The sequence below is a fragment of the Waterburya sp. genome (genome assembly GCF_058530065.1).
Window position 1 is genome coordinate 1 of sequence record NZ_JBZNBU010000144.1, and the last position, 15638, is coordinate 15638.

Genomic DNA, 15638 nt, shown 5'->3' on the forward strand with positions numbered 1-15638 from the left:
ATTAATTTAATCTCTCAAAGATATAAATACATGGCAGTCATACAAAAACAAAAGCCAGATCTAGCTAAATGCGATCGCAATTTTAAAACAATATTAGAAGAAAGGAAAAGCTGGGCTTTATCAGTAGGGTTACATCCAAACCTAGTAAACAAGATATCTCAATATTTAATCGACTACTATATTACTGAAGTATCGAAATGATTCTAGTTATAGAAAATATTGATAATAAAATAACCTTAGGTAGATATCCTACAAAAGCTTGGTTTGTCTTTTTTTGTGGGACTATTGCTGTAATTATAGTTAACTATCAGCTTTTATTAAATGCACCAATATACTCATCATTAACTTGTGAGCGCAGTTGGTTCAATACTATAAATTGCCAACTTATAGAGTCAGCTTTATTTAAAAGTGATTTACGACATCAGACTATTAAAAATATAGGAGAGATACAACATATATTGAGTAACGGAAGAATCTTACTAAATACAGAAATTAATTTATTACACAATCAGATTGAGAAGAACTATTTTCCAAGTCATAGCTTTTTAGGATTTTATGATGTCTATCTTTATCGATTTCCAAGACAGGCGTTGAATGAAGTTGAGCAAATTCATAATTTTATTCACAGTCGGAAACAAGACAAGCTAGAAATAACTAGAAAAATATTTTCTTTACTTTATCCTTTTATACTAATACTTCCAGTCACTATATTAATTGGAATATTTTGTATCTTAATTCAGCCAATTACAACCTATATATTTAATTTTAAACAAAACAAACTAATGATAATAGAAAAGTCTCCTTTTACAAGCGCTCGCAAAAACTATTCCATAGATAAACTACAAATTACATCTATTAATAAAGAAAAAAATTCGATTATGCTAACTACCGATGCAGAAATATCGTACTTTTTCGATTATTTCCAAAATTCAAAACAAGCTTCAAAAGCGATCGAGAAACTAAAACAACATATAAACTAACTCTTTCCTCTTCTTTCTCTTACCAACCAAACTCAACTTAAAACAAATAACCCCTTAGCGCCTCTGCGCCTTTGCGTGAAACAAAAACATGAAAATAACAATAGCCCAACTAAACCCCACTATCGGCGACATTACCAATAATGCCCAACAAATAATCGAAGCAACCCAAACCGCAGCCGAACAAAATGCCAGATTGTTATTGACTCCAGAATTATCCCTTTGTGGCTATCCTCCCAGAGATTTATTACTCTATCCTGGGTTTGTCGAAAAGATGTCGCAGGAATTAAAACAAATTGCCACCAAGATACCCAGTAATATTGCAGTGTTAGTAGGTACGGTAGAAACCAACCCTCACGCCAACTCCAAAGGACAAAAGCCACTGTATAACAGTATGGCATTAATTGACGGGGGAGAAATAAAGCAAATCTTCCACAAGCGGTTATTGCCTACTTATGATGTCTTTGATGAAGATCGCTATTTTGAACCAGGTTACGAAGCCAATCACTTTACTCTAGATAACCTCAAGATTGGTGTAAGTATCTGCGAAGACTTGTGGAATGACGAACAGTTTTGGGGAAAACGCAGCTATGAGATTAATCCCATTGAAGAGTTGGCAGAGTTAAATGTAGATCTGATAGTTAACTTGTCGGCTTCTCCTTATACCGTTGGCAAGCAAAAACTAAGAGAAAGGATGTTAAATCATGCAGCGATTTCCTATAACAAGCCAACGATTTATGTAAATCAGGTGGGGGAAATGATGACTTGATTTTTGATGGTAATAGCGTCGTGTTTAATAGTGTGGGGGAATTGGTATGTCGTGCTAAAGGTTTTGATTCGGATCTTTTGTCGATAGATACAGAAAGACTGGGAGACAAGGAGACGGGGAGACGGGGAGATGGGGAGATTAATGAAGAGATATATAACGCTTTGGTGTTGGGAGTAAAAGATTATGCTAGAAAATGTGGTTTTAAAAAGGCTATATTAGGATTGAGTGGCGGTATTGATTCGGCTTTGGTAGCAGCAGTTGCAGCCTCAGCTTTAGGCGCGGAAAATGTTTTGGGGGTATTGATGCCATCTCCCTATAGTTCTGGGCATTCGATTAGCGATGCGGAAGATTTGGTGAAGAATCTGGGAATAAATAGCCAACAGCTAGCTATTAAAGGGGCGATGGAGGCTTACGATACTATTCTCGATCCGATGTTTGCGGGTACTGAATTTGGCGTGGCTGAAGAGAATATTCAATCGCGGATACGGGGTAATTTATTAATGGCAGTGGCTAATAAGTTTGGCTATTTGTTGCTGTCTACAGGAAATAAATCAGAGATGGCGGTAGGTTACTGTACTTTATACGGTGATATGAATGGCGGTTTGGCGGTAATTGCCGACGTGCCAAAAACTAGGGTGTTTAAAATCTGCCGCTGGTTAAACAGAGATAAAGCCCTAAAGGATACCCCCATTCGAGGGCAAGCCGCTTCGCATAAAGTAATCCCCGTCAATATTATTACCAAACCACCCAGTGCAGAATTGAAACCCGATCAAAAAGACTCCGATTCTTTGCCCGATTATGAGATACTAGATGATATATTGGAACGCGTTGTTTGTCAGCATCAATCTCAAGCAGAAATAGTCGCAGCTGGGCATAATGCAGATACCGTAAATCGAGTTATTAAACTGCTAACTCGTGCGGAGTTCAAACGCCGTCAAGCACCCCCAGGAATCAAAATCACTGATCGCGCTTTTGGTACTGGTTGGCGGATGCCGATCGCTAGTAGGTGGCTAATTTAAGTAATAAGTAATAAGTTTCTCTCTAAAATTTGTGAAATCTACTATCTACTACCTAAATATAGATGTCCTAACATTGGATACATACCAAGTATCTAATTTGACTTTGCCGTTGGGCTAACTACAGGTGATTCGATCGCTTGTGCCATTTGTTCGAGAGTAGCTTTCCGTTGTTCCATAGCTTTAGTGGGAGATAAACCTAATTCATTAAGTACTTGTGACCAACGGTATACCCAATCATGTTTGCGGAGAGAATTAATCACATTATTTCTGCGTATTTTAGCCAAAAATTCTGGTTGAGCGTCTAATTCTAAAAGAATGCGATCGATATTGGGTTCGTCAAAAGGGATAGGAATTACTGCATCTTCCCAATCAAAAAGTTCTCTGAATATATCAGTATTAGGAGGCTTGCCAATACAAATTGCCCCCGCAGCAGCACCTTCAAAGAAACGATAGCCAATCTCCATTTGTCCTTGGATTTGTTGTGGTATGTTTACCTTGGCATGATTGGTAATAAAATAGCGACTGGTTTTTAATAAATTAGCGGTAAAAGTTCGATGTTCTTGATGTTTGTTACTCCTTAGATCTGCACCAGTTGTATAGTCATAATAGTAAAAATATTGCTGTTGTTCTGCTAATTTTAATAAGGTTTGGTGAGTAATATCAGAACGTCTACCCAAGCTACAAATATCAATCGAACGTTTCTGGTTCAAGTCAGGATGAAACTTAATTGTATCTATGGCTGGTGGAAGATAAATACAAGGGACATTAGTTAATTGCTGGACATTTTCTACTACATGATAGTGTCCCAAACAAATGAGGTCGAAATCTTGAAGATGTTCGAGCATATTAACGAATTTTGGCAAATCACTATTCCAAATTTCAACTATATAACACACCATGAATTTACACTTTTGGCGTAGATTTTTGAGTAGATTGATGGATGCTATATTCCAAGGAAAATCTAAAGTTGCCAAGAAAACATCATATTCCTGTTCTAGATTTACTGGCTGGAGATAAGGATTGAGATTAATTAGGGATTGAAAGTTTTTAGTTTGATACTTGACTAGTTTTTTGATAACTTTCCCCATAAAATCGTATTGAGGAGGAACAATTAGATCGGCATCATCTAGGAAATGAATAAGATCTTCAAATTCAAATAAACAAGAATTGTAAATAAAGTTTTGAATATCCCGTAGCGACCAAATTAACGTACGAGATTCTGGATTTTGGTAGTCGCTGAAATTGACTTGCATAGGTTTTAAATAGTAAATAATAATAAAATCAACTTTAGTAGACAGTATTTTTTGCTAGTAATTCTTCACAAGAAACTGCCATTTGCTCTAAGGTTAGTTTTCTTTGTTTGAGTTGTTCTGTTTGGGGTAAATTTAATTGATTTAAAATTGTTTCCCAGCGATATACCCAGTCATGTCTGCGAAGAGAATTAATCGCATTATTAAGAGAAATTTGTCTTAAACATTCTGGCTGAGAATCCAATTCGAGGATAATCTTATCAATATTTGGCTCGTCAAAGGCGATCGGAATTACTGCCCCTTCCCAATCAAAAAGTTCCCGAAAAACATCGGTATCGGGGGGCGTACCAAGACAAATTGCTCCTGCGGCAGCACCCTCAAAAAAGCGCGAGCCAATTTCCATTTGTCCTTGAGTGCGATGGGGTTCGTCTACTTTGGCATAATTGGTAATATAGTAGCGACTACTTTTCAGCAGATTAGCAGTTAGGGTGCGATGTTCTTGGTGGCGATTGCTTCTCATCCCCGCCCCACTTATATAATCGTAAGAATAGTAATATGGTTTTTCTTCTGCCAGTTTTAATAAAGCCTCGTGAGAGATCTGCGATCTTCTACCCAAACTACAGATATCAACAGCACGGAGATTTGTGGCAAAATCGGGACAAAATTTAATTGCATCTACTCCAGAAGGCAGAAAAATACAAGGAACATTGGTTACTCGACGGACATTTTCGACAGTCGCGGCGTAATTGACACAAATTAAATCGAAATTGTCGATAAATTCCAAAAAATGATTGAATTTAGGCAAATCGCTATTCCAAAGTTCGTCCAGATAGCAAACTGCAAATTTAGATTTTTGGCGCAAGTTTTTTAATAAATTCATGGAAATGATATTCCAAGGAAAATCCAGAATAGCCAAAAAAATATCGTATTCTCGCTCTAGATTGACCGTTGCAAAATAAGGATTGAGTTGAGTCAAAAGCTTAAATTTACTAGCTTGAGTTTTGACCAGACGTTTCACCGCGCTACCAGCTTTGCCATATTGAGGGGGTGCAATTAAATCTACCCGATCTACAGAATCAATAATGTCTTCAAATTCAAACAAACTGGAATTATAAATAAAATTTTGAATATTGCGTAACGACCATACCAAAGTGCGAGACTCTCGATTATAGTAGTCGTGTAAATTTATTGGCATATGCGATCGATAAGTAAAATATCAAGTCAAATAAAAATTGGTTAAATTATCTTTTAAAGATTAATTAGAAAAATTATAAGTTAAATAGGCGATCGATAAATATGAAGTTTGAACAAAAAAAATTTACACCCTATGGTTTTACGATTCCTGCGCTCATATTGCTCGGTTTTACCGTTTTCTTGCCAGCTATCCAAGCTTTTGCCCTTAGTTTTACTAGTTATGAATACGATATTACCCAATTACCTCAGTGGGTAGGAATAAGGAATTTTCAAAGATTATTGCAAGATACAATCTTTTGGAAAACTGTTGGTAATACTCTACTTTATTTGGTTGGTGTAGTTCCAATTTTGATTATTTTACCCTTGGGTTTAGCAATTATAGTCAATCAAAAAATACGAGGTATAAATTGGTTTAGAACGGCATTTTATACCCCTGTAGTAATTTCTATGGTAGTAGCAGGAATTGCTTGGAAAGCTCTTTATACTCAGAACGGTTTATTGAATCAATTTCTCAGACAAATAGGTTTTGTCGAGGGAGTTCGCTGGCTAACAGATCCTAACTTAGCTTTGTGGAGCGTGATGTTAGTTACAATTTGGAAAGGCTTGGGTTATTATATGGTAATTTATCTGGCAGGATTGCAATCAATTCCTGAAGAACTTTACGAAGCAGCAGCGATTGATGGTTCGGATGGTTGGCAAAAGCACTTAGATATTACCCTTCCTTTAATGCGTCCCTATTTATTTTTAGTAGGAATAATCTCGGCAATTTCAGCCACAAAAGTTTTTGAAGAGATTTATATTATGACTCAAGGAGGACCTGGGAATAGCTCTAAAACTATAGTTTACTATCTTTATGAAAAGGCTTTTCAAGATTTAGATATTAGCTATGCTTGTACGATCGGCTTAATACTATTTTTAGGTATTTTAGGACTATCAATTATTAATCTTAAATTAACTGCCAAAGGTAATGAATAAATCTAAATACTTCAGTGATTTTCCTGAATAAGAATATTTTTTTTGTGTTTTTAGATTAAAGTCTAGTTAATTTCACCCTTTAAGAAAAGTAATAGGTTGTTGTTATAAAAGAAAAAACAATAGTACTTTCCCAAAACAACCAAAATAACTATGAACAAGAACTTATCGATCGCCTTCAGTTTATTTCTAATGGCTTTTGCTGTTAGCTGTAGCGATAATTCCTCCAATAATGCTGATGCTAGAACGGAAGACGATAGTTTTAGACAAGCTCAACTAGAAGCACAAGAAGTCTTAAGACAAACAGATAATTGTTCGACTCTTCCCCTCGAACAACAAGGTGCTTGTCTTGAAGCAGTTCAAAGAAATAACATAGAAAGGGAATTAGGCTTGTAATTTATTGTTTCTAATTATGTCTCAACCAGCCATTTACATAGCAGTAACCAGTCACGGTTTTGGTCATGGGGTGCGTGCGGCAACAGTAGCAGAAAAGTTGCGTCAAATTCGTCCCGATATCACCTTGATTTTGGTGACGGTTGCTCCTGAATGGCTGTTGAAATCTTACATCAAGGGAGAATTTGTTTATCGCCAACGGGTTTTCGATGTAGGGGTGATTCAAAAAGATAGCTTGACCATGGATCGAGATACTACCCTGAGTAAGATGCAAAGTATTATTGCCGACTCGGATCGCATCATTGCCGAAGAAGCTAAATATATTCGCGACCATAATGTTAAATTAGTTTTAGCCGATATACCTGCCTTAGCTGCTCCGATCGCTCGTGCTGCGGGAATTCCTTGCTGGATGATGAGTAATTTTGGCTGGGACTTTATCTATCGCGATTGGGGAGAAGAATTTGCCAAGATTGCTAACTGGATTGCCAACTACTACAGTCAAAGCGATCGCTTGTATCGCTTGCCCTTAGCCGAACCAATGAGGGCGTTTCCTAATATTATTGATGTGGGCTTAACGGGTTGTCAGCCCAACGATGCAGCCTTAACCGCCAGATTTAATTTAACCGCACCCAAAGAGAAAACCATCCTACTAACTTTTGGCGGTTTGGGCTTACAAAAGATTCCCTATCACAACCTCAAACATTTTCCCGACTGGCAGTTTATCACCTTCGATCGCAACGCCCCAGATCTGCCCAATTTAGTTCAAATCCAAGACAATACTTTGCGTCCGATCGATTTTATGCCATTATGCGATCGTGTTTTTTCTAAACCAGGATATAGCACTTTCTCCGAAGCTATGTATTGCGACTTGCCAATCGTCACCCTCACTCGTCAAGGCTTTGCCGAAGCAGAAGTATTACTCGATGGAATTCAAGACTATTCCCCCCACCAAATTATTCCTACAGAAGAATTCTTCCCAGGAAATTGGGATTTTTTACGTCAAGATTTAACGCCACCGCGCAAAACAGAAAAACTAGCCAAAGATGGCGCGACTAAAATTGCTGGGGATATATCTCGGTTTGTTAGTGGTTAGTAGAGGCATTTAGCGAAATTCCCCCTAATCAATGTTCCGATTTAGACAAGGCATCTAGAGGATTTTCGCATTTATCGAGATGAATCAATTCCAATTGTCCGCCGACTTCTTGAATTAAAGCTATCTGACGTAAATACAAACCTCGAAAAATACTAGCAAAAAAGAGAGTTGCGATCGCCACAATCAAACCTGCTGCGGTAGAAGTTAATGCCTCGCCGATTCCGCCAGTTACTCCTGTTGCTTGAGAAGATTCAATATCTCCCAACTGTAAAGAAGACAAAGAAACGATCAAACCAATTACCGTACCTAGCAAGCCCAACAGGGGAGACAGACTAATTACGGTTTCAAAACCATTGTTAAAGCGTTTCAGTACGGGGATTTCTGCTTGGGCGGCAGTTTCTAAAGCTAGTTTAAACTTCTCTGGAGTCGAACGTTTGAGGGATAATGCCACTAAAAAAATACGAGCGACGGGTAAATTAAGATGACGTTGCAACATCATAGTTGCTGCATCAGTATCATCTCGATAGAGATTTAATAACTGCTTGATGACAGCATCTTGTTGTTTAGATGTTCGCAACCAAAAAAGCGATCGCTCTAAGATCATTGCTAAGGAATAGATCGATAATCCCAGCAAAGGATACATTACTATTCCACCACTCTCAAACAATTGCAAGATAGTATCTGTCATAAATTTACAATCTGACTGCGATCGAAGTTTTTCTAATAAAGGTATATATTAAAGCTAAATTCAATTTCTAATGCTTCTAAAGGAAAATCTGGTGGTAAAGGATCGAAAGGACCAGAATTTTGTACTGCTGCAAGGGATTCATTATCTAATTTTGACGATCCAGAACTTGTCGTTACCTGAAGATCGGCAATCTGACCATTTTTTTGAATTTTGAACGTTAAAAAAGTAGTTTGTTCTTCCGACGAATATGAAGGATGCCAGTTTCGTTTAACTCGTCTCTTGATTTCAGCAAAATAGGCGCTCAAATCTATATCTCTTAAAGCATTTATTTGACCTGGATTGAGAACTGTTTCATGAGTCAAAGCTTCAGGACTAAAAAAGGCATCAGATCCGCCATCTGCTAAAGCTTTCTTATAATCTCCTCCCAATAAATCCGCAGCACTACCCTGATTGCCAACAGGGGGTTCTGGTTCTGTTTGGGGAGGTAAACGAGTAGCGACTGGTTCTGGTTCTGGCTCTGGCTCTGGCTTGGGTGCTGGTTCTGGTTCTGGCTTGGGTGCTGGTTCTGGTTTTACCTCGGCTTCTGCTACTGGTTCTGGTTGGGGTTGGGATGGAGGCGGTGCTGGTGCTGGTGCTGGTGCTGGTGCGGGGGAAGCAACAAGATCTTGACCTATTTCTTCGGTGGAGGGTGTTTGTTGTGGTTGCTCGTTCGATGAGGCTACAGAGTTGTCCGTAGAGATATTGTTAGTATCTGGAGGTGGTTCTTCACTGGTTTCTTCTGGGGGTATGACGACAAATTCAATAGGTTTATTTTCTTCTTTTTCTTCTATAGGTTGAGTAGCTTGATATCTAGATAATGCCAAAAAAAGAATACCGTGAACGATCGCCGAACCTAAGACAAATAATAAAAGGTGATGCCAGCGAAAACCACGATATTCAACATAATTAGTATTTAAAGTTTCTGGATTGCGATCGCTTTTTGGCTTTAATTTAACCATTTCCCATAACACCTATCCTGCAATTCAACTCGCTCTTAGACTAACAAATTTAATTGCCGTACGGGCTGTTCGCAAACAGCCCCCTACATTATTTCTTCAAATTAGCTTCTCTGATTGGCAAATTGATACGCACCCACCGCAGCTAAAGCCGTCGCAAATCCTAAAAGAATGGGGATAGAATACCAGGGAAAGTCAGATAAAGGTAAATAAGCGGCTGCTCTTAACCCCATACTAGTGTAGGTTAGGGGTAAAAGATAGACTACTGGTTTTAAGGCTGCGGGAAGACTTGCGGGGTCAAAAAATGTACCGCCTAAAAAAGACATGGGAACGATCGCAAAATTATTGTATAAACCGACGCTTTCGAGGGATTTGACTCGCAAACCGACAATTACTCCCAACCCTGCAAACACGGCACAGTTAAGCACCAATAATAAGATAAATAAAGGATTGAGAAAACTACCAATCTTGCCCGTAAACAATATGGCTACTAGAATTACCGATGCAGCAGTCATCACGCCTCTTACTATGCCCGCAAACATTTTACCCAAATGCAACGCTAAAGGATGAACGGGCAATAATAACAATTCGTCAAAGGTTTTACTAAACAAGCGATCGCCACAGATCGAAAAAGTCGTTCCCCCAAAACTAATAGTCATAGAAGAAAGGGCAACCATTCCAGGCAAAATAAATTCCAAATAATTCGCTCCCGCACTGGGTTCGATCGAGCGATCGATGGTACTACCCAAACCCAAACCAAAAGCTAAAATATAAATCAAGGGAGAAATCAGCCCCGTTGCTGCTATTTGAGCCACCCTAGCCCTTAAGTCCAGCCACTCGCCCCAAAATATGGTTAAAGTGTCTTCTAAAATGGTTTTGAATTTAGGAACTACAATAGTTCTTTGGCGTTGCTTGTTTTTAATGGGAGATTGTAATTTCACTGACCAAAAATCTTAAAATAGAAATATCTATGATTAATTAATATTCCTTAATACTTTATCAGCAATCACTCAATCAATAATCACCCAATCACAACATGGCTCGTAGAAATAGTAATAGTAATCGTAACAATAATTATAAAAATAATCGAGAGTTCGGCGATCGCTACAATCCTCCGAATAACTATCGTTCTAATTCCTTTGCATCAGAAAAGAAAAATCCTTTTGATGTAGCCAAATTAGCGATTCTCGGTAGTGTCTTTGTGGTAGGAATTGTGATCGGATTGGCTTTAAATCTTTCCAGCGGATCTGGTAGTAACGAATCGGTTGATTCTAGTTTGCAAATAGATCGAGCCGCACCTAACCCTGAAATATGCCAGCAGTTCGGAGCGAGTGCGATCGTTACTGATATGCGAGTATTTTTAAGCCTCAATCCTTTTAGCGTGTATCTAACTCAACCTCGGATGCAGCCTGGATGTGTCTTGCGTCGAACTAATTGGTCGCTTTTAGAACAAAAAAATTTAGTATCTTCCGAACAGGTGAGAGATTGCAAAAGGCGCATGAATACTTTTGGTTTCGTGGGTAATTTGGATGGTCAACCCAAAATTGATTGTGTCTATCAAAATGATTCGGCTGGAAATTTATTTCTTAATCGGAATGGACAATCAGGAGGCGTATTACCAGAATCGGATAATTTTTAACCTAGACAATCTATACAAGATTAATCTTTTTTTTGGTCTAAACTAGGAGTCGGTTAGAACAACTTGATTAACATATACAATTTAATTAGTTATGTGTGGAATTGTCGGCTACATTGGCACTCAAGGGGCTACAGAAATCTTAGTTGCAGGTTTAGAAAGATTAGAATATCGTGGTTACGATTCTGCGGGGGTAGCTACTATTGAGTCGGGTAAAGTTAGCTGTGTCAAAGCCAAAGGAAAACTCTTTAATCTTCGAGCCAAAATAGGACAAACCGAGCATCAAGGACAATTGGGTATCGGACATACCCGTTGGGCGACTCACGGTAAACCCGAAGAACATAACGCCCATCCACACTTAAACGCCGATGGTACTTTGGCAGTGGTGCAAAATGGGATAATTGAAAATTATTTAGAGTTAAAAGAAGAATTAATTAGTAAAGGGATCGAATTTCGCTCGGAAACCGATACAGAGGTGATTCCCCATCTAATTGATGTTTTATTGCCTAATTCTAATTCCTTAATGGATGCCATCCAAAAAGCGATCGCTCGTCTAGAAGGAGCATTTGCGATCGCTGTAGTTCATGCCGACAATCCCTACGAATTAATTGTGGCAAGACAACAAGCCCCTCTAGTATTAGGATTCGGACAGGGGGAATTCTTCTGTGCTTCAGATATGACAGCAATTCTTCCCTTCACTCGCACTATTCTCAATCTAGAAAACGGCGAAATAGCCAAATTAACACCTTTGGGAGTAGAAATCTATACCTTCTCAGGCGATCGAGTTTCCCGCTTCCCCCGCACTCTCGATTGGAATCCCACCCAAGTAGAAAAACAGGGTTTCCGTCACTATATGCTCAAGGAAATTTACGAGCAACCTGCGGTAGTTAGAAGCAGTTTAAATGCCTATATCAATCCTAATTGGCACGCTGATGAAAACCCCGATTACAGCCCCGTAAACATCGGTTTAACTCCCGACATGACCGACAGCTTAGAACATATTCAAATCGTCGCTTGCGGTACTAGTTGGCACGCTGCCCTCATCGGAAAATATCTCCTCGAACAAGTAGCTAAAATACCCACTACCGTAGACTATGCTTCCGAGTTTCGCTACTCTCCCAAACCAGTAATTCCCCACACCCTCACCATTGGCGTTACCCAGTCGGGAGAAACTGCCGATACCATTGCGGCATTAGAATCAGAAAGAGCAAGAAGAGCAGATTTAAACCCCAAATATCATGCCAAACTACTAGCTATTACCAACCGCGCTGAAAGTAGCATCGCTCAAATATGCGATCGCATTATCGATACTCAAGCAGGAATTGAAATCGGCGTAGCTGCTACCAAAACTTTTATCGCCCAAACAATGGGCTTTTACTTCCTAGCCTTAGATTTAGCCTATCGCCGTCAAAGTGTATCTAATCAGAGAATTAGCGAAATCGTCGAAGGCTTACGTCAAATACCCAGCCAAATCGAAACCATCTTAGACACTCAAGCAGATGCGATCGAAGATCTAGCTCACCATTTCACTACCGAAACCGAAGACTTTATCTTTATCGGGCGGGGTATCAACTTCCCCATTGCCCTCGAAGGTGCGTTAAAACTCAAAGAAATCTCTTACATCCATGCAGAGGCATACCCCGCAGGAGAAATGAAACACGGACCGATCGCTTTATTGGATAATAAAGTACCAGTAGTAGCCGTAGCCATGCCTGGAAGCGTCTACGACAAAGTAATTTCCAACGCCCAAGAAGCCAAAGCTCGCGATGCTCGTTTAATTGGCGTTACTACTGCCATGAATGCTACCGAAGCAGGACATACATTCGACGATATTTTAACCGTACCCGAAGTGGATGAAATTGTCTCTCCTGTCTTGGCGGTTATACCCTTGCAAATCTTGTCTTACCATATTGCAGCGATTAAAGGCTTAGATGTAGACCAGCCCAGGAATTTAGCTAAAAGTGTTACTGTTGAGTAGGATAACTGCTTTTTTCTCGTTTTTACTCTGCTTATCTTAGCATTACGCTTAAAATCATATAAATATAATAAGCCATACTCAATTATTTTGCAAGGCGATCGAGTATGGCTTTACTTTGATTCAATTAAATGTAAATTACTTGGCGGTTGCAGAGTTAGGTTTAGACATCGCTTTTTTGAGAACTTCTAAATCGATTTCGCCTCTTCCCAACTGTTCCATAAACTCTGAAACGCTTAGACCAAAATTTTCTTTGGTTAACTGACGGCATTTATCCCACCCCTCGTCAGTCAAAGAAATGCTTCTTCGCTTTTTTGGTTGTTCGTATCTTAGCTTATTCCCCCCTAATTTTAAGTTTTTCAAACTGTTGGGATGTTTGCCTGGTTTTACTTTTTTCTCCTGCATTTTTTATGTACAATAAGGAGGAAAGAAGATTCTACATATTTAGTAGAATCCCTATAACATATAAGACTATGCTACCAAGAATAAACAAAATCCTCAACTCTGATCAGCTAGAGGCTGTTTTGCAAACATTATTTCAAAATCGCCCTGTAAAAATAATTCGTATCATTGCAGCCACAGGGCGATCGCAGGTAACTTGGATACACATCGAAAATGTCTTGAATCAAAGGAGAATGGCGAGTTTTCTTTCTTTCGACGATTTGATTAAAAACTTCTGGAAGTGGTTGTTGATGTTAGAGATGTTTGCTTTAGCTGCTTGGGAAATAGATCGCGTTAGAGAATGTGTTTGGAAATTGGTTCGTATCGGCGATCGCGTCTTCTCAAAAGATAACAAGAAAACTGGGATTATAGTAAATAAAGATATTACCGTTGAAAAAACTAAAATTTTAACCATCGATCGCGGTGAAAAGATGGGATTAGAAGATCCTGCTTATATCGCTGTAATCTAAAATACATAAACTGCTGTTTTTATTGAATTGAAATGTTTTGAAGCAGTAACTCGCTTGGTTTAATGAGACTGCAATCCTTGATGAATTATTAAATACAACCAAATACTTCTATTTATGCTGTAGAAAGAGAAAGTTGTAGTTAATACGAACAATTTTCTTAATGGATCGAGCTAGAAATGAGCTATATGCAAATTTACCAGATGATTTATTACTAGAAATAATCGAAGACGCTCCCAGAATTACTGAAGATTTAAAGCCACTCTTCGATAAGTTGCTAGAAAATAAAGAAAAAATATATGAAAAACTTGGAGAATCATCATTAATTCGCAACGCAAGCGAACTGGAAAACCCATCCAGTCCTTCTGTTTCTGGGATTGATGGAGGACAGGCTATAGATAAAGCTTTGGGAGCAGACACACTCATAGCTGTAGCAGTGGGTGTAGAAGGATTAGTTCGTGAAGATAAAAGAAAATGGTCGGGAATTCAACATAAAAATTGGCAAGGTGTTCTTTCCCATCATTCAGAAAGCAATTCAAAAATTGTTCGCGGAGCTATGACTGCACTAGAACTACTAGTAATTAGTGAATCTCCTCACGACGTGATTATTGCTGATGGTTCGCATCAAACACCAGTCATAGGCATCAACAGCTTAACTAGTATGTCTACTCTTGACGATCCCATTCATGCTAAAACCATGTTTGATATCATCAATAGCCTGGATGTTGTTGCCTCCCTCAAAAAGTCAATTGAGAATCAAAACGTTATCTACATGGTGAAATACGATAGTTCTCAAGACATTGGTTTAACTGAATTAAAAGATTTCGATCTCAAAGTAGATGATAAAACTGTTATGAGTTTAGTTTTACGTCCCAACGAGTTCACAAAACCGCTTCCAGTAGGTCAAACAATAAAAAATAAAGGTGTTTGGAGCAGTCTTAATATTTCTCTCTCCCAAAAATTAGACTGTGAGCCAGATATCAAACAAAATTTGAAAAATAGCTTGAATGAAGCAATTAGAATTCCCAAAAACCGCAAAATATATTTTACTTATTACAAACCCTACGAATGGTCTCCTGCTTACAGAATTGAGATCAAAGAACAATGTGCCAGAAGCGAATACGAACTAGCCAAAGTGTTAAAGGCTATTCAAGAGCAAGTTGTTTCTAGCGATATACAAGAACCTTATCCTCAATATCTAGCGGATTTGATGGCAAAAAGCATCAGTGGGGGTTTAGAAGCTCTCCGCACTGTCGTCCAGTTTGAAATCAGCAGCAACCCAAATTTATTAAAACTAATCACTCAGTCATATAGAACCTACTAAACAATATTTATGGATTTAACTTCTCTACTTAACGATCGATCCGATTCTTTCAATATTGGCAGTATTGGCTCTCCTAGCAGCACTACAGAAATTGTCATTGATATCAATCAAAAGAGCGAAGCCAAACAAATATTAGGTCAGCTTGTTTATTTCACTCAACTTCAAGAACAAAATGAACTGGTGATATTAGGTCAAATTCTAAGTACAGATACCGTCTTAAAAGTCAACCAACTTGACAGTAATTAGGATCGAAAGGCTTGCCAGTTTTAATGACTCCGTAAGCAATATGGAGAAGCTTTCTCAAAAGTGCGCCCAAAATTGCCATCGGATGTTTTCCTTTTTGACGTAGGCGATCGCGAAACTGCTGAATAATGGGATTATGTCGTTGAGCCACAACTGCTGGCATATAAAGAGCTTTACGTACTCGCGAATTACCTTTTTTTGA

At 38.6% G+C, this 15638-nt stretch carries 17 protein-coding genes and 1 pseudogene; 11 read left to right on the top strand and 7 right to left on the bottom strand.

What is annotated here, in order from left to right; genetic code table 11:
• The 3 genes and pseudogenes from AC33VI_RS09375 to AC33VI_RS09385 form a co-directional block, all read left to right on the top strand.
• On the top strand, nucleotides 1–201 hold a 201-nt coding region (locus tag AC33VI_RS09375; RefSeq protein WP_491782002.1), incomplete at its 5' end, for a chorismate mutase family protein.
• Nucleotides 198–980 carry a hypothetical protein gene (locus tag AC33VI_RS09380; protein ID WP_491782003.1) on the top strand — a complete coding sequence of 261 codons (783 nt, stop codon included), beginning with the start codon at nucleotides 198–200 and terminating at the stop codon, nucleotides 978–980. The genes AC33VI_RS09375 and AC33VI_RS09380, both read left to right, overlap by 4 nt.
• Before the next feature lie 88 nt (nucleotides 981–1068).
• Nucleotides 1069–2765, top strand: a pseudogene (locus AC33VI_RS09385) (NAD+ synthase).
• A 92-nt stretch (nucleotides 2766–2857) separates the two neighbouring features.
• Here AC33VI_RS09385 and AC33VI_RS09390 read toward each other — a convergent pair.
• Both AC33VI_RS09390 and AC33VI_RS09395 read right to left on the bottom strand, forming a co-directional pair.
• Nucleotides 2858–4018, bottom strand: coding sequence for a glycosyltransferase (locus tag AC33VI_RS09390; RefSeq protein ID WP_491782004.1), 1161 nt, complete (start codon nucleotides 4016–4018; stop codon nucleotides 2858–2860).
• 34 nt (nucleotides 4019–4052) lie between these two features.
• Entirely contained in the window at nucleotides 4053–5210 is a 1158-nt protein-coding gene (locus AC33VI_RS09395) for a glycosyltransferase family protein (RefSeq protein ID WP_491782005.1), read from the bottom strand.
• Between the two features lie 101 nt (nucleotides 5211–5311).
• Here AC33VI_RS09395 and AC33VI_RS09400 point away from each other — a divergent pair, with 101 nt between their 5' ends.
• The 3 genes from AC33VI_RS09400 to AC33VI_RS09410 all read left to right on the top strand — a co-directional run bounded on the left by AC33VI_RS09400 (nucleotide 5312) and on the right by AC33VI_RS09410 (nucleotide 7667).
• A complete protein-coding gene (locus AC33VI_RS09400) occupies nucleotides 5312–6184 on the top strand; it encodes a carbohydrate ABC transporter permease (RefSeq protein WP_491782006.1) in 873 nt (290 codons plus the stop codon).
• Nucleotides 6185–6334: 150 nt separating this feature from the next.
• Nucleotides 6335–6577 (top strand): hypothetical protein, encoded by a 243-nt coding sequence (locus AC33VI_RS09405; protein WP_491782007.1) that lies wholly within the window; start codon nucleotides 6335–6337, stop codon nucleotides 6575–6577.
• 16 nt (nucleotides 6578–6593) lie between these two features.
• Entirely contained in the window at nucleotides 6594–7667 is a 1074-nt protein-coding gene (locus AC33VI_RS09410; protein ID WP_491782008.1) for a glycosyl transferase, read from the top strand.
• A gap of 28 nt (nucleotides 7668–7695) precedes the next feature.
• Here AC33VI_RS09410 and AC33VI_RS09415 read toward each other — a convergent pair whose 3' ends face one another.
• The 3 genes from AC33VI_RS09415 to AC33VI_RS09425 form a co-directional block, all read right to left on the bottom strand.
• Nucleotides 7696–8355, bottom strand: coding sequence for a MotA/TolQ/ExbB proton channel family protein (locus tag AC33VI_RS09415; RefSeq protein WP_491782009.1), 660 nt, complete (start codon nucleotides 8353–8355; stop codon nucleotides 7696–7698).
• A gap of 32 nt (nucleotides 8356–8387) precedes the next feature.
• Entirely contained in the window at nucleotides 8388–9353 is a 966-nt protein-coding gene (locus tag AC33VI_RS09420) for a TonB family protein (protein WP_491782010.1), read from the bottom strand.
• 101 nt (nucleotides 9354–9454) lie between these two features.
• Complete coding sequence (locus AC33VI_RS09425; protein WP_491782018.1) at nucleotides 9455–10273, bottom strand: ABC transporter permease; 819 nt, start codon at nucleotides 10271–10273, stop codon at nucleotides 9455–9457.
• Nucleotides 10274–10386: 113 nt separating this feature from the next.
• Here AC33VI_RS09425 and AC33VI_RS09430 point away from each other — a divergent pair, with 113 nt between their 5' ends.
• Nucleotides 10387–10989, top strand: a complete 603-nt coding sequence (locus AC33VI_RS09430) for a DUF3172 domain-containing protein (protein WP_491782011.1) — start codon at nucleotides 10387–10389, stop codon at nucleotides 10987–10989.
• Nucleotides 10990–11080: 91 nt separating this feature from the next.
• The gene (gene glmS / locus AC33VI_RS09435) at nucleotides 11081–12964 is read left to right on the top strand and encodes a glutamine--fructose-6-phosphate transaminase (isomerizing) (RefSeq protein ID WP_491782012.1); all 1884 of its coding nucleotides are present in this window, start codon (nucleotides 11081–11083) and stop codon (nucleotides 12962–12964) included.
• Between the two features lie 135 nt (nucleotides 12965–13099).
• Here glmS and AC33VI_RS09440 read toward each other — a convergent pair whose 3' ends face one another.
• Nucleotides 13100–13366 (bottom strand): hypothetical protein, encoded by a 267-nt coding sequence (locus AC33VI_RS09440; RefSeq protein WP_491782013.1) that lies wholly within the window; start codon nucleotides 13364–13366, stop codon nucleotides 13100–13102.
• Nucleotides 13367–13434: 68 nt separating this feature from the next.
• Here AC33VI_RS09440 and AC33VI_RS09445 point away from each other — a divergent pair, with 68 nt between their 5' ends.
• The 3 genes from AC33VI_RS09445 to AC33VI_RS09455 all read left to right on the top strand — a co-directional run bounded on the left by AC33VI_RS09445 (nucleotide 13435) and on the right by AC33VI_RS09455 (nucleotide 15439).
• Nucleotides 13435–13872, top strand: a complete 438-nt coding sequence (locus AC33VI_RS09445) for a hypothetical protein (RefSeq protein ID WP_491782014.1) — start codon at nucleotides 13435–13437, stop codon at nucleotides 13870–13872.
• 160 nt (nucleotides 13873–14032) lie between these two features.
• Nucleotides 14033–15193 (top strand): DNA double-strand break repair nuclease NurA, encoded by a 1161-nt coding sequence (locus AC33VI_RS09450; RefSeq protein ID WP_491782015.1) that lies wholly within the window; start codon nucleotides 14033–14035, stop codon nucleotides 15191–15193.
• Between the two features lie 9 nt (nucleotides 15194–15202).
• On the top strand, nucleotides 15203–15439 hold the full coding sequence (locus AC33VI_RS09455) for a hypothetical protein (protein WP_491782016.1): 237 nt from the start codon (nucleotides 15203–15205) through the stop codon (nucleotides 15437–15439).
• Here AC33VI_RS09455 and AC33VI_RS09460 read toward each other — a convergent pair.
• Nucleotides 15417–15638, bottom strand: a 222-nt coding sequence (locus AC33VI_RS09460; protein ID WP_491782017.1) for a transposase, incomplete at its 5' end; no start/stop codon positions are given. The two genes, AC33VI_RS09455 and AC33VI_RS09460, sit on opposite strands and share 23 nt — an antisense overlap.